Origin of the sequence: Paenibacillus sp. JGP012 (assembly GCF_014203995.1) — a bacterium.
Lineage (GTDB): Bacteria > Bacillota > Bacilli > Paenibacillales > Paenibacillaceae > Paenibacillus > Paenibacillus silvae.
This window is the reverse complement of the sequence record NZ_JACHKG010000026.1, coordinates 1-23049: the sequence shown is the minus strand read 5'-3', so window position 1 is coordinate 23049 and position 23049 is coordinate 1. Positions and strand designations below refer to the sequence as shown.

The window sequence follows — 23049 nt, the reverse complement described above, 5'->3', positions numbered from 1 at the left end:
AAACAAATTCTCTGGAATATAAAGGTTGTATTTCTAACCAGATTAAGCTACTCTGTAATGGACGGCCCAGCGGGGCTAGCTTGAGCATCATCGTTTAAGTTGAACAGCGGCGTGTATGCCGCAATATGTTTACGTTACTGGGGGAGTCCGAATTGTCCGGACTGAGACGGGATCGCACGAGATTCCGGACCCTTTGCACCTGATCTGGATCATACCAGCGTAGGGAAGTAATCGGCCTTTTGACCACAAACACTATAGACGTTAACCTGGCGCAGATGCTGTTTTTGCAGCGAGATGCCTATGTTTACGTGTATGGTGATGGACATGAGTCGGTTCCCTCGGAACCGGCTTTTTTATATACAGCAGCAAGTGGAGCTTCGTAAGTTGAGCGTTTGCCTTCGTTGATAACCCTGATCTGATCGCAGATTGTGCAGGTCAGGGGTTAGACGATACGGCAAGCAACGAACAACAAAAGCGGTGAAATCACCTGAATTCATCGTGAAGCCAAACCCGAATTCGACGCTGCCTGTACATAATAAGGTGTCTCCTGGATCAATGCGGCTGTGTGCGCAGGGTCATTCCTGCTGTGCTTCTGTGCTCTGGATGTTCTGGACAGGTGGGTGAGCCATGCAAAGCTGACACATTCGTGTGCAAACGACACGGAGCAAAAATCACAGAGGAGGAGACAGGGGACATGAATACAGGTAATGAGACGAGGGAGCAGATCGGAACAGAGGAATTGGGGCGCGATGGTCATCCCGTGGAAAAGAAAACCACAGCGGTGGAAGGGGTTCAGCCCTTCCCTGGCAGCCGCAAAGTATACATTCAGGGCTCACGGCCGGACATTGCTGTACCGGAGCGTGAAATTGCCCTTCATGACACGAATACTCCCCAAGGGGTGGAGCATAATGAGCCGCTGCGTGTCTACGATACGAGCGGCCCGATGACCGATCCCGAATTCCAGATGGATATTCGGAAGGGGCTGCCAGCGCTCCGGAATCACTGGATTATGGAGCGCGGTGATGTAGAAGCATATGAAGGCCGGGCGGTGAAACCCGAGGATAACGGCTTGAAGCCTGGCGGACGAAGAGCCGGGGCGGAGGAGTACCCCGGATACCGGGGGCAGCCGCTGCGCGCTCAGGCTGGCCGCTGCGTTACACAGATGCATTATGCGCGGCAGGGCATCATTACGCCAGAGATGGAATATGCCGCGATTCGTGAAGGCGTAGAGCCTGAATTTGTGCGGCAGGAGCTGGCAAGCGGGCGAGCAATTCTGCCCTCCAACATCAATCACCCGGAGAGTGAGCCGATGCTGATTGGTCGTCATTTTCACGTTAAAATCAATGCCAATATCGGCAACTCGGCTGTATCTTCCTCCATCGAGGAGGAGGTAGAGAAGATGACCTGGGCAGTACGCTGGGGCTCGGATACGGTGATGGACCTCTCCACAGGCAAAGACATTCATACAACCCGGGAATGGATTATCCGCAATTCTCCCGTGCCGATTGGTACGGTGCCGCTCTATCAGGCGCTGGAGAAGGTGAACGGAGAGGCTGAGGCTCTAACATGGGAGCTGTACCGGGATACACTGATCGAGCAGGCGGAGCAGGGCGTGGATTATTTTACGATTCATGCTGGCGTGCTACTGCGTTATATTCCGATGACTGCGAAGCGGATGACAGGCATCGTGTCACGGGGCGGGTCGATTATGGCGGCGTGGTGTCTGGCACATCATCAGGAGAACTTTTTGTACACCCATTTTGAGGAAATCTGCGAGATTATGAAAAGGTATGACGTGGCCTTCTCTCTGGGGGATGGATTGCGTCCAGGCAGCATCTACGATGCCAATGACGAGGCACAGATGGCGGAGCTGGCGACACTCGGTGAATTAACGCAGATTGCATGGAAGCATGATGTGCAGGTGATGATTGAAGGGCCGGGGCATGTGCCGATGCACAAGATCAAGGAAAACGTCGATTTGCAGATGGAAATCTGTCAGGAAGCACCGTTCTATACCCTCGGCCCGCTGACCACCGACATTGCGCCCGGCTACGATCACATTACATCTGCCATCGGAGCGGCAATGATTGGCTGGTTCGGTACATCCATGCTCTGCTACGTTACACCTAAGGAGCACCTCGGGCTTCCCAACAAGGACGATGTGCGTGAAGGGGTTATCGCTTATAAAATAGCCGCACATGCTGCTGACTTGGCCAAAGGCCACCCGCGTGCCCAGCGCCGGGATGATGCGCTGTCGAAGGCACGATTCGAGTTCCGCTGGCGGGATCAGTTTAACCTGTCACTCGACCCGGAACGGGCACTGTCCTATCACGACGAGACGCTGCCCGCAGAAGGGGCGAAGGAGGCACATTTCTGCTCCATGTGCGGGCCGAAGTTCTGCAGCATGCGCATCACGCAGGACATCCGTGCCTTTGCCGCAGACCGTGGCTTGAGCGAAGAGCAGGCTGTAGCCGCTGGTATGCAGGCGAAAGCCGAGGAGTACCGGACGCGTTCGTAGGTGAGAAGGTAGCGTGGTATCGCAGTATCACAGTATAGTGGTATCGTAGAAGTAGAAGTAGAAGTAGAAGTAGAAGTGGAAGTAGAAGTGGATGAAAGGCAGTTCCAGTAAATAAAAAATGACCCGGACTCAGGCCTGTAGGCTTGAGTCTCCGGGTCACTTTTTATATCCGATGTAAGGTTCCAAATCTCGTCTCCCAATTCTAACGATTCCCACAAACCTTATTTGGCCGTTTTTGCCACTGTGAAATTTCTAACGAATCACAGCGACGTTATTTCACCCAAAATCGCCGCAAAACGAGAAATATACACCTGAAAACCTGAAATAGCGTTTCTAGGAATCGTTACATTTCCAACGGGGCTAAAAAGCACCAAATAGCGTCATCTGGAATCGTTAGCGGTACCTTTACTGACCTACTCCGTCCTCACCGATCAAGCACCCACCAATTACTTCAGCTACTAACCTACCATGTCCACCGATCAACGGCCCACCAACTACTTCAGCTACTAACCTACCATGTCCACCGATCAACAGCCCACCAATTACTTCGGCTACTGGCTTACTACGTTCCTACCTATCAACTACCAACCACTTACTCCTGTGTCAACTACCTGTCAAACACTTATCCAACCTACCTGCTGCTCTATCTGCTCGTCCATCAACTCTATTCAACAGCAGTTCATCCTGCCGAAACTCCAGCGATTTAGTCATAATATCCTTTAGCATACACGGCTACTGTGGAGAAGCAGAGATGTTTCATCTCGTCCTGCTGGTTTTCGGCAGGCATCTCCTGAAACCAGGGCTCCTGCATATCCGCTCGGGTCATTGGCACTGGACGCCATAGAATCAGGCCGATCTCATCAAACTGGTAACTGTATCCAAGCTCGGGGTCCTCGCGGTCATAGGGAGCGGTCTTGTCCAATTGCGGAATAAGAGTGTCGGCTTCAGTGCCCAGCAGATCCAGCTCACCCAGCATACACTTGAACTCATCACTTTCATAAAATTCAATAAATTGCGCTTTGCCTTGAGCAGCATCATACTCCACTTTGGGATCAAAGGTGAAGGCGTCTGTCTGTTCAACTTCCTTCTGTGTCATGCCAAGCCGGATATCTCCGATGGATTGACCAGGTTCTACAGCGAGATGTTTCATGATTTCATTCCTCCAAAATTTAAAGTGTACATGCATGTAGCTGTGGTGATTCATGTAAAAGACGAACCGAATGGACAGGTTAAGTCAATTATGGGTGCATGGAGCGCAGCATGCGGTGTAAAGGTTACTGATGAGAGCATGGAGCGCAGCATGCGGTGTAAAGGTTACTGGTGGTGCATAGAGCGCAGCATGCGGTGTAAAGGTTACTGATGAGTGCATGGAGCGCGTCATGCGTTGTGTAGGTTACTGATGAGTGCATAGAGCGCGTCATGCGATGTGTAGGTTACTGATGAGTGCATAGAGCGCGTCATGCGGTATAGGTTACAGATGGGTGCATGGAGCGCCGCCGTGTGCTGTGTAGGTTGACTAGGAGTACAGGGAGACCCCATGGTGCTGCGTGCTCTTTTTAGTGTATGTGCAGCACCGTATATGCACCATAAACAAGTTATTTTTGACAATAGACCGATAACGTTAGCTAATTCCAGTTGTTTGGCGTAACGGTCAAGCAACGTAGATGTTTGTGTGTACGAGGGGAACATGTGTGATACACATGACACATGACAACGTGACCAACGTTTTACATAAGTCACCTATACCCTCGGTGTAATGCCGATATCTCGCTCCAGGCTTGGGCCCAACGAGGATAGTGGTGTATAGATGGTCACACCTGCCCTCAGGGATGCCTGTTCGGCGGCAGGGGCCATGGAGAGCTGGGCGGCTACAAGGCAGGTGTCCTTGCGTTCAAGGACAAGCCGGTGTAGTGCATCTTCCAAAGCCGCGAGATAGCCGTCCTGATCCCCGCGCATGACCATATCGAACAGGCCTGGCAGCAGCACGGATTCAAGCTCGGGCTTGTCTTTTTCTGCTCCATGCGGATCCAGATGTTCACGATACCGGGCCATTGTCGGCTCAACAGTCGCAGGATTCGTAAACGCCAGCAAATATTGTTTCGACTGCCTTCTCATCATGGCGAGAAGTGAATCATCAATGCCCGTTACCGGAATCGGCAACGGTTGCATTTGTTCCAGTACAGCTGCAAACAAGGTGCACGTCACAAGAATGGCATCGGCATGACAACGGCTCATCCATTGCAGTGTCTGGTTTACTTTTTCCCGAACAATAGTGCTGTTGAAATTCTCATCATGCTTGAGTCGATCAAGACCCGGGTCCACATAGTGAACCAGTTCAACAGAATAAGAAGCCAGTGCTTGCTCGATCAGTCTGATGTTGGAGTGGTGTGCGTGGAAACAGGCAATTGTGGTCATAGGCCATCCCCTTTATGTAGAGGTGACGATAAGGCGCGTCGAGATCACACAATGAATGAGTCACAGGTAAACATAGCCACGCCTGAAATGTCACTTTTACCGTAGTATAGGGAGTGGGGGAACCGATGTAAAGCGTTATCTCATATTCATGGATACGTTCTTTTTCGCCATTTTTTGCTGTAAAATTTCATGGAAGGATAGGCCTTGAGTGTTCTCATTTTCCTTTTTCGGAGCAGCGGTCGCCGTGTTGCGTGGATATTGGTGGTGATACGGGATCATTTGCTGAATAGGCATGCGGATCATCTTGGTTCCTCCTTTACATGCATGATGGACATGCATCATTGTATTAGTTTAATTCATTGGTTTATGTTGAGTTGTATATTTCATATGTATTTCAAAAGTGAGTTGTGTCATTCAAAATAAAATATATTCACCTTGTGCACGTATAGGTACATATGACTTGTTACATGAAGGAGCGGGAATGAATAACCAATTCCGACTCGGATGTAGTGATTTTACCCGGTATTCACAGGATGTAAACGGTTTTAAAAGAATTCAGGAACAAAGAACCTGATATGAGAGAGCAAAGATGGGAGCAGGGGAATAGTTGTTATGCGAATGGTCCTAATTTTAAGGAAGTCAATGGTGCTTGCCTTTGAGGCATATGTCCAAGTAACTAGGTATGGTATATGCTAACTAACTTGGTACTATGGTCGGGGTACACTGCTCGGAAAATGTAAAAAAAACTGCCAAGATCTCTTGGCAGCTGAAGTTCCTTCTCTTAACATCTTTAATTCTGTTATTCGCTTTGATGGTTTCCCGCGTTTCTGTTCGATCTCTCCAAGCTGAACCAAGTGTTATCTGCGTTCTTTGACCGCGATATATACATCCACCTGCATATTTCCCGGGTCCAGGCTGCGTTCATCGTATAATTCAAAATCTCCCGTAAACGTGCGGTCACTTTGATGTTCCCAAGCCCATACCGCCCCCCATACTTCACTGACCACCTCAACCATCGGTCCGGTTCTCGATGTAAACACCGCATAAGTCGCAGGAGGCAGCAGGACCTCATCAAAGCCTTCGGGCAGCGAGTCTTCTGCACCGATCTCATGCCCGACCAGAATGGTATATTTGCCGGCAATACCGTCTGTGTAATCGGAGTAACAGCCATAACGTGCAGCCTCGGGAGCCGGAATATGTTCTGAGGCAAAGTAACGTGCCCAAAGCGCACCGATGCTGCCTTCGCCGCTCATCTCAATGGCGTTGGTCGTACGTGCCGACAGTCCGGCAAGTCTTTTACGAGGCAGGGTTACATAACGAACAGGCTGCGCGATAGACAGAGCGGCCTCTTCTGTCAGTGCGGGGTTGCCAAGATTGGCTGAATATCCGTGAGTAACGCTCCCCTCCGCCGTGCTTGGAAGATTTCCTGTCTTCTGCCAGCGTTTCAGATAAGGCAGCTGATTGCGCAGCATCGAGCGGGCCGATTCCTCATCCATGCCTTCCTGCTTGAGAATGGTGGTGCACATCTCAACCATGCCTTCGAGTGGCATATCTTCCTGCTCAAACTTGCCATCCTTGTAACAATAAATGCAGTATTCACGGGTTGGGCTTCCATCCATCTCCGTACCGAATTGTTCGGCACTGGCGAGCGGCATTCCACAGCTTTGACATACGGTAACGTTCATCCTTCATTCCTCCTTGGGTTTAGGTACAGCTTCAATCTGATCATAGTTGAAGTATACGGGGAGGAACTGGACAGCTGTCTGTCAGGTTTGTACAGAGAGTTTATAATTTTGCACAATTTGCTCTGCAATGCGGCAGACGTTATCCCGAATATGCAGAGGCTCCAGCACCTCCACGTCTGCGCCAAAGCCTAGAATAAAGCCATACAGCCAGTTATCTTCCGGGAAAGCAACCTCACTGATATAATACCCGTTCCCGTCAGGCAGCACATTTTCAATGCCAAACCATTCTTCGGCCAGATGCCGGACACGGGAATGGAATTTCAGCGTTATGCCGATCTGATTGTCCGGGCGGCTCCATTCCTGCTGCCAAGGTCTATCCTGAAGGTTAACGGCCTTCCGTTCAAAATGCTGTGCATCCAGAGTGACTTCCTTCATCCGCACCAGCTTGAACATGCGAAATTCATTTCGCTCATGGCAGAAGGCATACAGGTACCACGCGTGCCTTTTCAGTACAAGGGTGTGAGGCTCAACCGTCCGGCAGGTCTGTGCTCCTTCGGCACTGCAATAGGCAAAGCGAATACACTGCAGCTGATCTATGCCCTGATCAATAACCTTTAATTTCTGCTGCAGCGCTTCGGGATGTGTCCATGTAGAATAATCTACGATGAAGCGGTGAGTGCTGGCTTGAAAATCTTCATTTTTAGCTTCGGGCACGATACTGCTCAGCTTCTCAACCAGTAACTCTCTTGCAGTATTCGTGTGCGAGGTGGAGATACTGCGCAGCGCGGTGACGATGGACACGAGGTCTTTATCCGTCAACAGGTTGCGATCCAGACGATAACCATCGGCCAATCCGATTCCGCCGCTTGCTCCCTGATACGTCACGACCGGGATGCCAGCTTGACCCAGTGTGTCAATGTCCCGATAGATCGTGCGAATGGATACTTCAAACATGTCGGCCAGGTCTTTCGCCTGCAAACGCCCGCGGTTAATGAGCAGCACCACGATGGCTAACAAACGCTCCAGTTTCATAGCTATAGCGTCCTTTCCTTTATGGATCTATATGTGTTGAACTATTTTTTACACTTGAACGGAGAGGACAGAAAAAACCTGGAGAAGCAAAGCGTTCGCCTTTATCACCGGATTTTCCCCATTAGAGAAGGGAATCAAAAAAATCTGGGGATAACAGCGATCGGAAGGTTATTCTGTCATCGGAGTGGACTGTGTAAAACATTTGTCTAACTTATATAGCCTTGCTTTAATTGTTTATCTGGTCGTTATCTGTTAGATTCATAGGTATTATATGCCCAGCATCCCATATAGGAGTGAAATAAGCAATGAAGCGAATTACGATTCTGATTGCGGACGATGAAATAGAGATTGCGGATCTCGTTGCTTTGCATTTGGAAAAAGAAGGATACCATACCGTCACGGCATCGGACGGACAGTCTGCGCTGCAGGCAGTTCAGACACAATCGATTGATCTGGCTGTTCTGGACATTATGATGCCGGGCATGGACGGGTATGAATTGACACGTAAAATACGGGAGAAGCATCATTTTCCAATCATTTTTCTGAGTGCCAAAACCTCGGATATGGATAAAATTACGGGGCTCGTGATGGGTGCCGATGATTATATGACCAAACCGTTTAATCCGATGGAGCTTGTCGCACGCGTGAATTCTCAATTGCGGCGTTTTCTGCAATTCAGCCAATCTACAGCGGTGGCGCAGCGCCCCATTCTCGAAAAAGGTGGTCTTGTCATTGTGCCAGACCAGCATAGCGTGACGCTTTACGGTAAACCGCTGGAATTAACACCGAAGGAATTTGATATTCTGGTGCTGCTTGCAAGCAATCCGAAACAGGTGTTCAGCGCAGAGAGTATTTTTGAAAAGGTGTGGGGCGAGGCTTATTTCGAAAGCGGAAATACCGTCATGGTACATATTCGCACACTGCGCAGGAAGCTGGGAGAAGACGTAGACAAGAACAAGTTTATCAAAACGATCTGGGGCGTGGGGTACACGTTCAATGACTAAACGGAGAAGCTTTCGCACAACGATGATTATGCTGCTTGGTCTGAGCATGCTGGCTTCTGGCGTTGTAACGTTTATCGTGTATAAGCTGCTGCAGATGTACTATATGGGTGTGAGGGCAGAGGATCAGCTGGCCGAGTATCGTCATATCATGAGAAGCATCGGGGATATTTATGTGTTTATGATCCTGTTTATCCCGCTTGCGATTTTATTTTTCTACTTGTTTACCAAGCCGTACGTGACCTATTTCAAGGAGATTTCTGTCGGCATTAACCATATGGCTAACGGAGATTTTGATCATCAGGTGCAGATTGTAGCCAAAGACGAATTGGGTGCGATTGCGGAGAGTGTGAATCTGGCGAGTCAGAAACTGCGCGAAGCGGTGGAACGTGGTGATTTCGCAGAGAGCAGCAAGGATCAACTCGTTGTGAATCTGGCACATGATTTGCGGACACCGCTGACCTCCGTGCTCGGTTATCTGGATCTGCTAATGAAGGATGATCAACTGACGGAGGAGCAGGTAAGGCACTTTACCGCGATTGCGTTTGCGAAGTCCCAGCGGCTGGAGAAGCTGATCGATGATCTGTTTGAGATTACACGTATGAACTACGGCAGGCTGCCTGTGCATCAAACGCGGCTGGATTTGAGCGAGCTGTTGAAACAGCTGAATGAGGAGCTCTATCCTGTTTTCGAAAAAAATCATCTGGTCACCCGTTTACATATGGAGAACGATCTTACCGTATTCGGAGACGGAGAGCTGCTCGCCCGTGTGTTCGAGAATCTGCTGATTAACGCTGCGCGGCATGGCAAGGATGGCATGTATGTGGACATCAACGGATACCTGGAAGAGGGTCAGGTTGTTATTCAGGTGACGAACTATGGCGGGCATATTCATCCTGACGATCTTCCGCGTATATTTGATATGTATTATACGGGGGATCGAGCGCGGTCATCTCAAGAGGGGGGCACGGGTCTCGGGTTATTCATTGCGCGTAACATTGTGGAACAGCATGAAGGTGTCATATCGGTTGTGAGTGATGTGGTACGCACCAGATTTGAGGTTCGTTTGCCTGCTTTCCAGCAGACCGTTCGTGAAATTTAAGAAAAACTTTATAATTGCCCTGCGTTTTCTTTAAATTGTTTCGTCTACCCTTGAAGTATGATGGGAAGGAGGAGCAAGTAATGAAAAAGTGGGGCTTTCTGATGTGCATCATCCTGATTGGATATATCATAGCGCAAGCACCGGCAGTCTTAGGCGAGAAAAAGGAGATGCCGATTGTCATTTTGAACAACGACGAGCAGCATGCTGGTTACAAGGCAGTGTCGGGCAAGGACATGAAAGAGCAAATACATAAAGGTAATCTCGTGCTTGTGAATTCGAAACATGCAATTCAGCCGGAGGGTGTCCGCTCCGATATTGTAAATGTGGCTGAAGAGGCAGAGCTTGTTCAAGGTTACGGATTGATGGATCAGAAACTGATGTTATCCCGTGAGGTGGCGGAACGATTTCGGAAGATGGTGGAAGCGGCCGGAGCAGAGGAGGTACGATACTTTCTGATGAGCAGCGGGTACAGAGACTTTGAGAAGCAGGACGAGCTGTATCGGGAAAAGGGTTCGGACTACGCACTGCCTGCGGGCTACAGCGAGCATAATCTGGGGTTGTCTCTGGACGTAGGCTCCAGCCTGGCCGCGATGAGTGAAGCTCCTGAAGGCGCATGGCTGGAGAAGAATGCGTGGAAATACGGTTTTATTTTGCGATATCCCAAGGATAAAGTGAAAGTGACGGGGATTCAGTATGAGCCCTGGCATTTCAGATATGTTGGCATACCGCACAGTGCAGTGATGGCGAAGAATGATATGGTGTTAGAAGAGTATCTGGAGATGTTAAAAGAAAAGAAAAACGTCACCGTTGAGCTGAACGGCGAAACGTATCATATCCATTATTATCGGGTGTCGAAGGATGCCCCGGTATATCTGCCAGTGAATGAGCCTTACGATATATCTGGCGACAACATGGAAGGCGTTATTGTTACCGTTAAGAAGTGATCGTGATAAGTTAGTATGAAGTGCCTGCAATAACAACGCAGGTTGTAACAGGAGTTACAACAACATCACCGTTGCAGGGCCGTAATCAGTACGAGCAATGTGAAGCGGAGAGGACAGAAAAAAACTGAAACAGTGATGCCGTCAGTTGCCTGAAAGCTTTCAGCAAAGAAGCTGCAAAAGAAGCCGCATCGGAAGCATATGCTTATCATTGTATTTTCCCCTTGGAAGGGGAATCAAAAAAATCTGGGGATAAGAGCAATCGGAAGGTTACTCTGTCATCGGAGGAGGGAGAGACAGCATGAGACAGAGCAAGCCGAGCGACAAGTACAAACACCGCAGGAATAATGCGGAGCATAAGGATCCATCGAATTCGTTTCGAATCGGTTGGGTCGTCATTCTGCTGATCTATCTCTACCTGCTGACCAAGCTGATTTTGTTCAAAGGAGGAACGGTAGATGTGGGTCTGGTATGGGACAGACTGACGGCACTTCTGCATCAACCCGACCTGATTCATACACGTACGGTCAATCTGACACCGTTTCAGGAGATCAAACGAGACTGGCATAGTCTCTCGCTGCATCGACCAGGGACAGCCATCCATCTGGCGGGCAATATTGTGGCCTTTATACCGTTTGGCATCTTGGTTGCGGGCATGGTTCGGGTCTCTGTTTTTACCGGCCTCAACGTGCTGTTTCTGTCATTTCTGCTCAGTTTGGGTTATGAAGCGACACAGCTGCTGACCGGGATAGGTATCTTTGACGTCGATGATCTGATGCTGAATACACTCGGTGGAATGATCGGGTATCTGGTGTATACTGTGCCGCTTGTCTTGTACAGACTGCTCACGGGAGAAAGAGCACAAGTGGCAGCAAAGCGCTATGGAAAAGAGCGTCATGTCTGAGGGAGAGACATCAGCTGGCTTGTGATGACTGTGTTGTGCATAAGCTCGGGGGACTGATGTTGCTCGTAGGTCCATAGAGGACGTGCCGACAAGTGTATTAGACCAGCGTAGCAGCAGAGCAGGAATTGCAGAACAAACGGAGAGGTGCAGCGGAACAGCAACGGAAATCTGATCATGCAGGTGGGTTTTACAGGTTATGTTCGTGATGGACTTGATGCGACGTGGTAGAGGCGCTAATTCGACGTGGTGGATGTGTGATGAGTGCCTGTGCTTGATGCGACATGGTGGATGTGTGATGAGTGCCAGTGCTAGATGTGACATGGTGGATGTGTGTTAAGTGCCAGTGCTTGATGCGGCGTGGTGGACGTATGGTGAGTGCCCGTGCTTGATGCACACCCGTGCGTGATCCGTCTGTTAACGATTCGGAGAGAGCTTATTTGGCTGGTTTTGCCGGTTTATAAATTCTAACGAATCACAGCGACGTTATTTGACCAAAATCCGGCTCAAACAGGGTGGAATTGGGCTAATTTGTTTAAATAGCGTTACCACGAATCGTTAGAATTTCAAAAAGCCCATTTGAGGCTAAATAAGGCTTCTGGGAATCGTTAGAATATTGCCTGCACCATCAGCTAATGAATACGAGTTATCCGTTTGTTCATTAGAAGAGAAAGGGGGGATTTACATATTGGTTTTGTTAGCTAACCAGCTTGCCGGAAGAATGAGACTCATCGCTATTGAAAGTAACATCGTAGACGCAAAACATAAGCATGAAGATGAACAGGCCATACTGGAGTTGGAAAAGAAAAAATCTGCGATGATTCGCAGCTTCACGCGCGATGAATTATTGGTAACACACAAACTCAAAATTAAAAGCCCCGCTTCCTCGTGCATGCTGCACCTGAAGCGGGGCTTTGCTATGTCATTTTATCTCATGAAAGATAAAGTGTATTAAGCTTTTTTCATCATCTGACGCAGTACGGTTTGCAGGATACCACCGTTGTGGTAGTAATCTACGTCCACCATGCTGTCCAGACGAGCGATTACAGGGAAGTCAAACTGTGTACCGTCTTCACGGGTTACAGTGACTTTCAGCTCTTGACCTGGTTTCACATCATTGCTCAGACCTGTGATGTCAAAAGTCTCGCGTCCGTTCAGACCGAGGCTGGACCAGCCATGACCTTCCTGGAATTGCAATGGCATAACGCCCATGCCCACCAGGTTACTGCGGTGAATCCGCTCGAAGCTTTCTGCGATAACGGCTTTGACGCCGAGCAGGAACGTTCCTTTTGCCGCCCAGTCACGGGAGCTTCCTGTACCATATTCTTTACCTGCGATAACGATCAGGTTCTGTCCTTCAGCCTGATACTTCATGGAAGCATCGTAGATGGACATCTCTTCGTCCGTTGGCAAGTATTTCGTAATACCGCCTTCCGTGCCTGGCGCTACCTGGTTACGAATACGGATGTTGGCGAACGTACCACGCATCATCACTTCATGGTTACCACGGCGTGAACCGTAGGAGTTGAAGTCTTTGCGCTCAACGCCATGCTCTTTCAGGTATACTCCAGCCGGACTGGACGGAGCAATGTTACCTGCTGGTGAGATGTGGTCCGTTGTTACGGAGTCACCCAGCAATGCCATTACACGTGCAGCACGGATATCGGAGATATCGTTCAGCTTGTCGCCAAGCTCCTGGAAGAATGGCGGGTTCTGGATGTATGTGGAGTTCGGGTCCCACTCATACAGCTCGCCTTCCGGTACAGCGATTTTGTTCCAACGTTCATTGGCTGTAAATACATTCTCATATTTATTACGGAACATCTGAGCATTCAGGGAGCTTGCGATGGCATCCTTGATCTCTTCGGAGCTAGGCCAGATGTCTTTCAGGAATACAGGTTTATTATTTTGGTCGTGACCGATTGGATCGGTTTCGAAGTCGATATCAACTGTACCTGCAAGTGCGTAAGCAACAACGAGTGGCGGAGATGCCAGGTAGTTGGCTTTGACTTGAGCGTGTACACGGCCTTCGAAGTTACGGTTACCGGACAATACTGCCGCTACCGTCATATCGTTGGCAGCAATCGCCTCGCTAACTTCATCCGGCAGCGGGCCGGAGTTACCGATACAAGTCGCACAGCCGTAACCGGCAACATTGAAGCCGAGTTGGTCAAGATACGGGATCAAACCTGCTTTTTCCAGATACTCGGTAACAACGAGGGAACCTGGAGTCAAGCTGCTTTTCACATATCCTGGTTTGGTCAGGCCGAGTTCAACGGCTTTTTTCGCCAGCAAACCTGCACCGACCATAACGCTCGGGTTGGATGTATTCGTACAGCTTGTGATCGCCGCGATTACAACAGCGCCCGCTTTCAGTTCACTTGTGGAACCGTCAGGGTGTGTCACTGGCACTTTTTGTTCAATCTTTTCATCACTCAGTCCATATCCGCCTTTGTCGACAGGTGTACGGATGATGCTGTTGAAGCTTTCTTTCATCTGAGTCAGCTCGATGCGGTCTTGTGGACGTTTAGGTCCTGCAAGGCTTGGTACAACGGAGCCGAGATCAAGCTCGATAACATCCGTGAATTCCGGATCAACCGTGTCCGCTGTACGGAACATACCTTGAGCTTTGTAATATGCTTCAACCAGGTCCACTTGCTCGTCGGAACGGCCAGTGCTGCGCAGGTAGTTCAACGTTTCACTGTCTACAGGGAAGAAACCGATGGTTGCGCCGTATTCAGGTGCCATATTGGCAACTGTTGCACGGTCAGCAAGGCCGATGTTGGCAAGGCCCGGTCCGTAGAACTCAACGAATTTGCCGACAACGCCTTTTTTACGAAGCATTTGTGTAACAGTCAGCGCGAGGTCTGTTGCTGTGGCGCCTTCGCTCAGGCTGCCTGTCAGTTTGAAACCGATAACGTCCGGTGTTACAAAATAAAGCGGTTGGCCCAGCATACCTGCTTCGGCCTCGATACCACCTACACCCCAGCCAACAACGCCAAGACCGTTGATCATGGTAGTGTGGGAGTCCGTACCTACGAGGGAATCCGGGAATACAACTGTTTCACCGTCAATCGTTTTGGTTGCAGCCACGGAAGCGAGATACTCCAGGTTAACCTGGTGAACGATCCCTGTGGATGGCGGAACCGCACGGAAGTTGTTGAATGCCGTTTGTGCCCAGCGCAGGAAGCGGTAACGCTCTTCGTTACGCTCGAACTCCACCTTGATGTTGTAATCCAGTGCATCACTGGTTCCGAAAGCATCAACCATAACGGAGTGGTCAATAACGAGATCAACCGGAACGAGCGGATTGATCTGTTTCGGATCGCCGCCGGCTTTTTTCACGGTGTCGCGCATTGCTGCAAGGTCAACAACGACAGGGACACCCGTGAAATCCTGCAGTACGATCCGCGCAGGGATGAACGGAATTTCCTTATTATTGTCACGGCCTTCTGCCCAGCCGGTCAGTTGTTTAACGTGTTCTTCGGTAATGGCACGTCCGTCGAATTGACGAATAGCTGCTTCAAGCAGCACTTTAATCGAGAAGGGAAGCTTGGAAAGGTCGCCATGGCCGCCTTCCTGAAGAGCATCGAGACTGTAGTAGCGGTAAGACTTGCCTCCGACCTCAAGCGAACGAGCGGCGGAGAAATGGTTCTTGGCTGACATACATGTACCTCCTTAAAATGTGTCGGTGAGATGAAGAAAGCGTTCATTTCATAATGAAGAACAGGCTTCACCGTTCCGTGTTCTTGTTAATGGTTTCATCAGGTGAAACATAATTTCAAAATCATAACTTTAGTTCTAAGTATACCGTTTTCACATCCGTACGTAAAGGGCTTTTTGCCTGTTCAAGCAAGCGTTTCAACACATGAAGGCGTTTTCTCCAGACAGGTATGAACAAGCCTGATTTCGATCATTCCTGACAGCTTATTCAGATGCTTCATTCGAGACGTGCACATACAACCAACATTCCCTTCATATAAATAGCAGGAGATTAGCTTATACCATTATGCTTTAAACAGTTCAAAACATTTCAAGCGATAAACGATTTAAAAGATTACATTTGATAAGCGATTCGAACATTATATGCGCGCGATGATTCAAAATGGCGTAGGCTATGGACGATCCAGATCTGAACTCATGTCAAAGGGGGACACAAGCTTGGAACGCGAATGGAAGAGTGCCTTGTATACGTACGTCAGCCAGTACAACCGCTGTGAGATCGATTACCGTCCACAGACGAGTGAACGAATCGTGACCGATCCCGAATTTGTGGTCGAACGGGGGGAACGCATGGCAAGGCTGGATGAATGGTATCGCAAACGGCGCGCCGTGCCACTTCGCAGCGAGACCAGCGCCAAGCTTGTGCGCACACTGATCGATGGGCCTGACGAAGCGGTAGCGGAGGTGCAGCTGTACAGCAGACTGTTCTATGAGAAGAGCGGCATCACTCACCGCGAGGATCGAATCGAGCGGGAGCGGTTAACCTTTTTGCGTGAAAATGGACAATGGAGCATTGCCCGTGTGGAGCGTGAGGTTCCTGAACGCAGACCTGCGGGGGAAGGGCAGCCGTACCAGCAGGCCGATTTTGTACAGGCGGTGAACCGTCCGCTCCTGAACCGCGAGGTGCTGGGTCAGGGCCGAAGTGCGAGACGACAGATCTATCGCCGGGATCTGGCTGTAGCTTATGCGGATCGGTGGTGGAACGCGGGCAATCCGGCCTTTGAGGAATTCGACGTGGACTGCACGAATTATGTGTCCCAGTGTCTCTTTGCAGGGGAAGCACCCATCCACTATACTGGTAGAAGAGAAGCGGGCTGGTGGTATAAAGGGTACGTGGGCGGCTCGGAAATGTGGAGCTACAGCTGGGCTGTGTCCAACAGTCTGGCCAGATATTTATCCGGCAGCAGCTGGGGGCTGACAGCGACCGAAGTGAATCGACCCGAGCAGCTGATGCTCGGTGATGTCATTTTCTATGACTGGGATGGCGACGGGAGATTTCAGCACAGCACAGTGGTTACCGCTTTTGATGCGGGAGGCATGCCGCTGGTGAACGCACATACCGTGAGCAGTCGCCACCGTTTTTGGGATTACCGGGATTCTTATGCCTGGACAGAACGTACGGTGTATCGGCTTTTTCATATTGCAGACGAGTTCTGAGAGGGAAAGATTTGCGGGTTGCGGTGACGCAGACAGCCCATTCCGTGTAAAATAGGAACAGAGACCGGAAGCAGCAGGGCAATGGCCCGTATTGGCTGCGCAAACAGCATCAGGTACAGATATAATCGGAGGTTACGCATGAGTATGGATAAATTAAAAGTAGGCGTCGTATATGGCGGAAAATCGGGCGAACATGAGGTGTCGCTGCAAACGGCGTTTGCTGTAACAAATGCATTTGATTATGACAAGTATGAACTGGTTCCATTTTATATCTCCAAGCAGGGAACGTGGAAAAAAGGAACAGTAATGCAAGCACCCTTTGCACGCATTGAAGATCTGAAGCTGGAAAGCTCGGCAGGGGGCACACAGGACGCGCTGAATGCATTATTCGCACGTTTATACGGTGGAGCGGAAGCGCTGGACATCATGTTCCCGCTGCTGCACGGCACGTTTGGTGAAGACGGCACGATCCAGGGCATGTTTGAGATGGCGGATATGCCGTATGTGGGTGCAGGCGTGCTGGCTTCGGCAGGCGGCATGGACAAAGTGGTCATGAAAAAGCTGTTCGCCCAGGCTGGTATTGACCAGTGTGCCTTCACGTATTTCAATGTCACACAATGGAAGCAGACTGAACATGAAATGATCGTACAGGTCGAGGATCAGCTGGGTTATCCATGCTTTATCAAACCGGCCAACCTTGGCTCCAGTGTGGGCATTTCCAAAGCGCGTAACCGCGATGAACTGAAAACAGCGATCGAGTTTGCACTCCGGTATGATACCAAAGTTGTCATTGAGGAATTTGTGGAAGCACGCGAGGTTGAGGTCAGCGTTCTCGGGAATGATGAACCGATGGCATCGGTTCCGGGCGAGATTGTATCCTCGGGTGAGTATTACGACTATGCAGCCAAGTATATTGACGGACAGTCACAGATGCTGATTCCTGCACCGCTGGACCCTGAAGCAGCAGATCGTATTCGTGAAGCGGCCTTGCAGGCGTTCCGTGCCATCGAGGGTAACGGCATTTCCCGCGCGGATTTCTTCATTCGCAAATCGGATGGAGCACTGCTAATCAATGAAGTGAATACGATGCCGGGCTTTACACCGTACAGTATGTACCCGCTCTTGTGGCGCGAGACAGGTGTGTCGTATGCAGAACTGCTGGATCGCATGATCGAGCTGGGTCTGGAGCGGTATAACCGCAAGCAGGCGCTGAATTACGAGAACGGCGTTCAGGCATAGCCTGCACGATCCAACTATTCAGGCAAGAGTCCAATATCAGCATATCAGGAGGAATGGGCATGGGATTTCAGACAGAGTTTAATTCAGTATGCAAATTCAAAAGCGAGCAAGAGCTCTTCGAACTGCTGGAATACGGCCGCGGCAAAATGGTCAAACAAGGCTTCCGGGTGTTTCCAACCGGGCAGAAAGTCATTGCATACACCCCGGATAACGTAGCGGTGGCGATTGTGAAGATTGTGGCTTCCATTGCGGAGATCAATTTTCAGAACCAGGAAGTGACGGAAGTGGAGATGCAGCTCATTCGCAAGCTGACCGAGGAAGAATCACGTATCCAGACCGCACTTGCGGACGAAATGTTTTTCGGGGAGCAAGCTCAGGAGTAGACTGATCGTAGTCTGATCACAGGACGCACCGAGCGGTGCTGCCAATAGAGCCATCTCCAGGAGAACGTTAAACCCAGGGAACACAGCTCATCTATCGAACATAGCCCGTCTATATGAACGTAGTCACTCAAACAGAACGACTGGATGGATTTGCAACCATACGATTATGGTCTCTTGTTTAGGGTAAAACTTGGTTATATACCGTGTCGGCTTATCTCCGCGGCTGTCTATAGCCGTGAGGTCTGTCCGCTCTAAACAGAGAGGAAGAAATCCATGCTTGTACGTTTCGGTTACGTGGCAATGTCGGTGCTGGTGGAGAATGCTTCGCCTTCCCGGACGATGACGATGGCCAGCTTTAACAAAATCGGAGACAGGGAAGCAGCGATTCGCAAGCTGGAGCGCATTGCGGCCGAGAACCTGCATAATACGTTACGTTTGCTCAGGCACAATAAAGGCAGTCATATTCATGTATATCGTTTCTCGTCCAAATTAATTCCACTCGCAACTCATGAGGACCTGAGTGATTGGGACCCGTTCCCGGCACTGAAGCCGGATTTTGAAGCGATTGGTGACTTTGTGAAGGAAAATCAAATGCGCGTGTCCTTTCACCCGGATCATTTTACCGTGCTAAGCACACCCCGTGAGCAGGTGCTGCGTAATTCGATTAAGGACCTGCGTCATCACGTTCGCATGCTGGATGCTATGGGCTTGAATGCAACTGCGAAGAACAACATCCATATTGGCGGTGCGTACGGAGACAAGCCTTCGGCTGCGCAGCGTTTTGAAGAAAATTTTATGAAGCTGGACCGGAATATTCAGGAACGGATGACACTGGAGAACGATGATAAAACGTTTAATGCACCCGAGACGCTGGCCGTATGCCAGAACCTCGGCTTGCCGATGGTGCTGGATATTCACCACCAGTGGGTGAATAACGAAGGCGAGCAGCCATGGGAGCTGTGGCCCGATATTTTGCGTACCTGGCAATCACCGCTTGCACAGGCCGACGCACCTGCTGACCAGCCGTTAGCCCCGAAAATTCATGTCTCCAGCCCGAAGAGCGAGAAGGACCCGCGGGGTCATGCGGATGGAGTCGAGGTGGAGCCAGTGCTTGATTTTCTCCGTCATATCGCAGCGTATACTCCAGCCCTTGATGTGATGATTGAGGCGAAACGCAAGGATGAAGCTCTGGTGCAGTTGATGCAGAAGCTGGCATTCTATCAGAATGAAGGTGTGGAGTGGGTGGACGAGTCTACCGTTCGCATCCAGCCATGAAGCCAAAAGGGGCCTGGGCAGCAAGAAACTTTACGATGGCTCAGGCGTATACTTTTAACAAGTATTTTAACTTTTTCGTAGATTGATATAGAAAGTAGAGTGAACGCTTTGAATGAAAAGGAAAAGGTACCTTATGTCGTGACAAGCAAAAGCTATACTGCCGTTGCTATTAATGCCGCGTCCAAGGCAGGCGAATGGATCAAGAGCCGTCTGGGCACGGTAAGTGAGCTGGGAACCAAGTATTCTCCGCAGGATCTGGTGACCGAAGTGGATAAAGGGGCAGAGCAGATGATCCGCCGCTTGATTCTGACCCATTTTCCAGAGCACACGATTCTTGGGGAAGAGGGCGTTGAACCAGGGCCTGAAGCTTCAGCAAGAGCACTGAACGAAGCAGCAGAGGCAGAGTACCTCTGGATTGTTGATCCGGTAGATGGCACGACCAACTTTGTGCACGGATTCCCATTCTATTCGGTATCCATTGCGCTCGCTCATAAGGGCGAAGTCATTGTTGGTGTCATCTATGACCCTTCCCGTGATGAATTATTTGTTGCGGAAAAAGGAAAAGGAGCGTACGTGCACGGGAACCGGATGACGGTATCGGGCGAAGAAACACTGGCACAGAGCCTCGTGGCGGTAGGCTTTCCGGCAGATACCACCTTTGCGTTGCCGCTTAATATGGCTGCTGTACAGGCTCTGGCTCCGCAGGTTCGCAATCTGCGTGCAGGGGGCTCCGCTGCAATTCATCTGGCTTATGTGGCCGCAGGACGCCTGAGTGCCTATACGGAAGTTGGCCTCAAGCCGTGGGATATTGCTGCGGGAGCATTGCTGGTGTCGGAATCCGGTGGTAAGGTTACGGATACTGTTGGAACACCGTATACACTGGCGGTGAACCATATCGTTGCCAGCAATGGCAAGGTTCATGATGCGTTGACGGGTGTGCTGAAGGAAGCCAAGGCTACCGGACTGGAGTAAAATGATCAAAGGAGCGAATAACGATGGATGAATCCAAAGAACTGGAACGGCGGCTTAGCGATATGCTGACAGAAGGAGACATGGAAGCTTCCGGCGATGCTGAAGAGCGGGAACGTCAGCTGATTCCTCCGAAATACGAGGTACGCATTCAGACAGAGCGGGACCCGATTGTTGAAGAAACGTTAAAGTTCCGTACGATGGCTCGTGAACTGGATAACCGTTATGATCGGTATCTGGACCGTGCTGCCAAGCAGAAAGCAGAGTCAGAGGCAGATGACCAATCGCAGTAAATATGCTCTCTTACATGAAGTATCTTTGATCAAAGACAGGCTTCCCGGCAAAGGGGAGTCTGTTTTTTGGTGCATGCATAGTGGAAAGAAGACAGGGCCGTAATCAAGGTGATAGAATAGAGGAACACAGGCATATGTCATCGGAGTGATGGATGTACTATATTATCGTGTAAATGATAGATTTATTTTTAAGGGAGTGTTCACAAGAATGAAGCGTAAACGGATTTGGAAAAACACAGCTGCAGGTCTGTCTGCCAGTATGCTGGCGGGCATGCTGCTGTTCACATCGTCCGCATTGCCTGCACATGCTGCTGATGCTGAAACGGCTGTATTACCTGTGGCATCAAACGAACCATCGAAGACAGCACCAAATAAAGATGCGGTGGCTGCGACGAAAGAGTTCCGCATTGTCACATTGGGTGACTCCATTACTGTAGGATATGAGCCTAAGATGACAACGCTGCCGTACGGTTATGTTGAGCGTTTGCAGGAACAAGGTTTGCTGCACGGGCGGACACAGGTCGATAACTTCGGCATCGCCGGACTTAAAACCAGTGGGTTGAAAAACTTTACGGATGCTATTAACGCAGGCAGAACGCTTACTGCTGATGAAATTCAGCCTAACCTGCCCGATCCGAGAGCCGGACAGATTGGTACAAACACGACTGCCATCCGGGAAAGCATTGCACAGGCCAATCTCGTTGCGATGACGATTGGCGGCAATGACGTATCCGAGCTGCTTGGTACAGCGAACACCATGAGCGATCAGGAGCTGCAGGAAAAAGTGAAAGAATTGCTGTCAACGTATACAACGAATGTGACTGCTATCATTAATGATATTCATGCCATTAATCCATCTGCCCGGATTGTTATTGCTGACCAATATCAGCCGATGCCGGCGGTAGCAGGTAAAGAGCTGTACGCCAAGCTGATGCAGGCTTCCCAGGGCTTCACACAAACGATTGACGGCATTGCCGCTCAGTTCACAGCTCAGGGCGCAGATGTGAAAGTGGCTCATGTAGCCAAAGAATTTGTTGGCGGTGAAGGTACGATGACACATATGATCAAAGACCGTGATTTTCATCCGAATCAATTCGGATATGCTGCTATCGCTGAAGTCTTTGCCAAAACGATCTGGGGCGACTACACCAAACTGACTGCGCCAGCCGCAGGGGAACCGATGAACATTATTGTGAGCGGTAAAATGCTGAACACTCCATACAAGCCGATTATTCGTAACGGCAAAAACTTCGTAGCTATTCAAGACATTGTAAACGCGGTAGGTGCGAAAACAGTGTGGGATAACAAAACGTCTACAGCAACCATTACCTACGGTGACCGCAAGGTAGCTGTGAAGATGGGCGCCAAGTCCGTGATCGTGAACGGAGCATCTGTTGCAGTGGATACACCAGCCTTCCTGAACAAAGTAGGCAAAGAATCCAAAACCTATGTGCCCGTAGCAATGGTCGCCGAGGGCCTGGGCTTTGAGGTGCAGTATGTGGCAAAGCTCAAAACGGTATTTGTGAATCCGTAACAAGTTACTTTAAGCAGTGCCCCCGAGAGCATTGCTTGAAATGTATAACTAAGAGCAGGAAAATGGACCGTGGATGCATAGTAAATGTAAGGTGAATGTACTGTAAATGAGCAGGGTGTCCTTGTGAGCGGAGAGGTATAGGACGAAGCCGCGAAAGGGGACTCTTTCACCGAAAGTGTTATCCAAGTGACGAAGCAGGAAGTGCTCCTGCCTCGTCACTTTTTTGTTGTAGCCGTAATGTGGTCATCGGTAGGCTTCATACACGAATGGTGATTGCGCGGTGAAAGATCCATAGAAGCTCGATAGAAGCTCAATAGAAGCTAGATAGGAGCTCAATAGCATCCCAATAGGAGTTCAATGCGGTGGCTGTCGCTAACGATTCCCAGAAGCCTTATTCCGCTCCAAATGGGCTTTTTGAAATTCTAACGAATCGTATGGAGCTAGAATAAAAAGTGGACACCCGTTAACGGACAGAAGGATAATAAGACTAACGGAGGTGTGTCCAGATGGGAGAACAACGGCAACGGTATAATGAAGAATTTAAGAAACAAACGGTAAAATTCATCCAAGAACAGACCAAGACACTCGGAGACTTAGCCGA

At 49.9% G+C, this 23049-nt stretch carries 19 protein-coding genes and 1 riboswitch; of the genes, 13 read left to right on the top strand and 6 right to left on the bottom strand.

The window, feature by feature from the left end; translation table 11 throughout:
- Positions 1–129 precede the first annotated feature (129 nt).
- Positions 130–243, top strand: a riboswitch (TPP riboswitch).
- 451 nt (positions 244–694) lie between these two features.
- On the top strand, positions 695–2518 hold the full coding sequence (thiC, locus tag HNR77_RS23325) for a phosphomethylpyrimidine synthase ThiC (protein ID WP_260410822.1): 1824 nt from the start codon (positions 695–697) through the stop codon (positions 2516–2518).
- A gap of 703 nt (positions 2519–3221) precedes the next feature.
- On the opposite strand, the gene HNR77_RS23320 is transcribed toward thiC, so the two are convergent.
- The 5 genes from HNR77_RS23320 to HNR77_RS23300 form a co-directional block, all read right to left on the bottom strand.
- Positions 3222–3668 carry a hypothetical protein gene (locus HNR77_RS23320; RefSeq protein WP_184189699.1) on the bottom strand — a complete coding sequence of 149 codons (447 nt, stop codon included), beginning with the start codon at positions 3666–3668 and terminating at the stop codon, positions 3222–3224.
- Positions 3669–4258: 590 nt separating this feature from the next.
- A complete protein-coding gene (locus tag HNR77_RS23315) occupies positions 4259–4933 on the bottom strand; it encodes an aspartate/glutamate racemase family protein (RefSeq protein WP_184189698.1) in 675 nt (224 codons plus the stop codon).
- 135 nt (positions 4934–5068) lie between these two features.
- A complete protein-coding gene (locus HNR77_RS23310; protein ID WP_161557043.1) occupies positions 5069–5236 on the bottom strand; it encodes a hypothetical protein in 168 nt (55 codons plus the stop codon).
- Between the two features lie 554 nt (positions 5237–5790).
- Positions 5791–6618, bottom strand: coding sequence for a zinc ribbon domain-containing protein (locus HNR77_RS23305; RefSeq protein ID WP_184189696.1), 828 nt, complete (start codon positions 6616–6618; stop codon positions 5791–5793).
- Between the two features lie 81 nt (positions 6619–6699).
- Positions 6700–7650 (bottom strand): helix-turn-helix transcriptional regulator, encoded by a 951-nt coding sequence (locus tag HNR77_RS23300; protein ID WP_184189693.1) that lies wholly within the window; start codon positions 7648–7650, stop codon positions 6700–6702.
- Positions 7651–7955: 305 nt separating this feature from the next.
- Here HNR77_RS23300 and HNR77_RS23295 point away from each other — a divergent pair, with 305 nt between their 5' ends.
- From HNR77_RS23295 to HNR77_RS23275, 5 genes are all read left to right on the top strand, one after another.
- Positions 7956–8654 carry a response regulator transcription factor gene (locus HNR77_RS23295; RefSeq protein ID WP_184189691.1) on the top strand — a complete coding sequence of 233 codons (699 nt, stop codon included), beginning with the start codon at positions 7956–7958 and terminating at the stop codon, positions 8652–8654.
- Positions 8647–9753 (top strand): HAMP domain-containing sensor histidine kinase, encoded by a 1107-nt coding sequence (locus tag HNR77_RS23290; protein WP_184189689.1) that lies wholly within the window; start codon positions 8647–8649, stop codon positions 9751–9753. Before HNR77_RS23295 ends, HNR77_RS23290 begins: the two co-directional genes overlap by 8 nt.
- An 80-nt stretch (positions 9754–9833) precedes the next feature.
- Positions 9834–10697 (top strand): M15 family metallopeptidase, encoded by an 864-nt coding sequence (locus tag HNR77_RS23285; protein WP_184189687.1) that lies wholly within the window; start codon positions 9834–9836, stop codon positions 10695–10697.
- A gap of 298 nt (positions 10698–10995) precedes the next feature.
- Complete coding sequence (locus HNR77_RS23280; RefSeq protein WP_184189685.1) at positions 10996–11598, top strand: VanZ family protein; 603 nt, start codon at positions 10996–10998, stop codon at positions 11596–11598.
- A 691-nt stretch (positions 11599–12289) separates the two neighbouring features.
- Complete coding sequence (locus HNR77_RS23275; RefSeq protein ID WP_184189683.1) at positions 12290–12550, top strand: hypothetical protein; 261 nt, start codon at positions 12290–12292, stop codon at positions 12548–12550.
- Here the strand turns inward: HNR77_RS23275 and acnA are convergent.
- Entirely contained in the window at positions 12547–15261 is a 2715-nt protein-coding gene (acnA, locus tag HNR77_RS23270; protein WP_184189681.1) for an aconitate hydratase AcnA, read from the bottom strand. The two genes, HNR77_RS23275 and acnA, sit on opposite strands and share 4 nt — an antisense overlap.
- A gap of 495 nt (positions 15262–15756) precedes the next feature.
- Between acnA and HNR77_RS23265 the strand changes: the two genes are divergently transcribed.
- The 7 genes from HNR77_RS23265 (at position 15757) to HNR77_RS23235 (ending at position 22448) form a co-directional block, all read left to right on the top strand.
- Entirely contained in the window at positions 15757–16755 is a 999-nt protein-coding gene (locus tag HNR77_RS23265; protein ID WP_397367423.1) for an amidase domain-containing protein, read from the top strand.
- A gap of 138 nt (positions 16756–16893) precedes the next feature.
- Positions 16894–17994, top strand: coding sequence for a D-alanine--D-alanine ligase (locus tag HNR77_RS23260; protein ID WP_184189679.1), 1101 nt, complete (start codon positions 16894–16896; stop codon positions 17992–17994).
- 59 nt (positions 17995–18053) lie between these two features.
- Complete coding sequence (locus tag HNR77_RS23255; protein WP_110899160.1) at positions 18054–18377, top strand: hypothetical protein; 324 nt, start codon at positions 18054–18056, stop codon at positions 18375–18377.
- 273 nt (positions 18378–18650) lie between these two features.
- Positions 18651–19652, top strand: a complete 1002-nt coding sequence (gene uvsE, locus HNR77_RS23250) for a UV DNA damage repair endonuclease UvsE (protein WP_184189677.1) — start codon at positions 18651–18653, stop codon at positions 19650–19652.
- A gap of 108 nt (positions 19653–19760) precedes the next feature.
- Positions 19761–20624 (top strand): inositol monophosphatase family protein, encoded by an 864-nt coding sequence (locus HNR77_RS23245; protein ID WP_221443974.1) that lies wholly within the window; start codon positions 19761–19763, stop codon positions 20622–20624.
- Between the two features lie 23 nt (positions 20625–20647).
- Positions 20648–20914, top strand: coding sequence for a hypothetical protein (locus HNR77_RS23240; RefSeq protein WP_184189675.1), 267 nt, complete (start codon positions 20648–20650; stop codon positions 20912–20914).
- Between the two features lie 208 nt (positions 20915–21122).
- Positions 21123–22448, top strand: a complete 1326-nt coding sequence (locus HNR77_RS23235; protein ID WP_184189673.1) for an SGNH/GDSL hydrolase family protein — start codon at positions 21123–21125, stop codon at positions 22446–22448.
- Positions 22449–23049 lie beyond the last annotated feature (601 nt).

Excerpts from the sequence above, each read along its gene's own strand:
- uvsE (WP_184189677.1), top strand. The coding sequence starts at position 18,651 with ATGCTTGTACGTTTCGGTTACGTGGCAATGTCGGTGCTGGTGGAGAAT.
- thiC (WP_260410822.1), top strand. The coding sequence starts at position 695 with ATGAATACAGGTAATGAGACGAGGGAGCAGATCGGAACAGAGGAATTG.
- HNR77_RS23310 (WP_161557043.1), bottom strand. The coding sequence starts at position 5,236 with ATGATCCGCATGCCTATTCAGCAAATGATCCCGTATCACCACCAATAT.
- HNR77_RS23240 (WP_184189675.1), top strand. The coding sequence starts at position 20,648 with ATGGATGAATCCAAAGAACTGGAACGGCGGCTTAGCGATATGCTGACA.
- HNR77_RS23255 (WP_110899160.1), top strand. The coding sequence starts at position 18,054 with ATGGGATTTCAGACAGAGTTTAATTCAGTATGCAAATTCAAAAGCGAG.
- HNR77_RS23285 (WP_184189687.1), top strand. The coding sequence starts at position 9,834 with ATGAAAAAGTGGGGCTTTCTGATGTGCATCATCCTGATTGGATATATC.
- HNR77_RS23300 (WP_184189693.1), bottom strand. The coding sequence starts at position 7,650 with ATGAAACTGGAGCGTTTGTTAGCCATCGTGGTGCTGCTCATTAACCGC.
- HNR77_RS23295 (WP_184189691.1), top strand. The coding sequence starts at position 7,956 with ATGAAGCGAATTACGATTCTGATTGCGGACGATGAAATAGAGATTGCG.
- HNR77_RS23305 (WP_184189696.1), bottom strand. The coding sequence starts at position 6,618 with ATGAACGTTACCGTATGTCAAAGCTGTGGAATGCCGCTCGCCAGTGCC.
- HNR77_RS23280 (WP_184189685.1), top strand. The coding sequence starts at position 10,996 with ATGAGACAGAGCAAGCCGAGCGACAAGTACAAACACCGCAGGAATAAT.
- acnA (WP_184189681.1), bottom strand. The coding sequence starts at position 15,261 with ATGTCAGCCAAGAACCATTTCTCCGCCGCTCGTTCGCTTGAGGTCGGA.
- HNR77_RS23290 (WP_184189689.1), top strand. The coding sequence starts at position 8,647 with ATGACTAAACGGAGAAGCTTTCGCACAACGATGATTATGCTGCTTGGT.
- HNR77_RS23260 (WP_184189679.1), top strand. The coding sequence starts at position 16,894 with ATGAGTATGGATAAATTAAAAGTAGGCGTCGTATATGGCGGAAAATCG.
- HNR77_RS23320 (WP_184189699.1), bottom strand. The coding sequence starts at position 3,668 with ATGAAACATCTCGCTGTAGAACCTGGTCAATCCATCGGAGATATCCGG.
- HNR77_RS23315 (WP_184189698.1), bottom strand. The coding sequence starts at position 4,933 with ATGACCACAATTGCCTGTTTCCACGCACACCACTCCAACATCAGACTG.
- HNR77_RS23235 (WP_184189673.1), top strand. The coding sequence starts at position 21,123 with ATGAAGCGTAAACGGATTTGGAAAAACACAGCTGCAGGTCTGTCTGCC.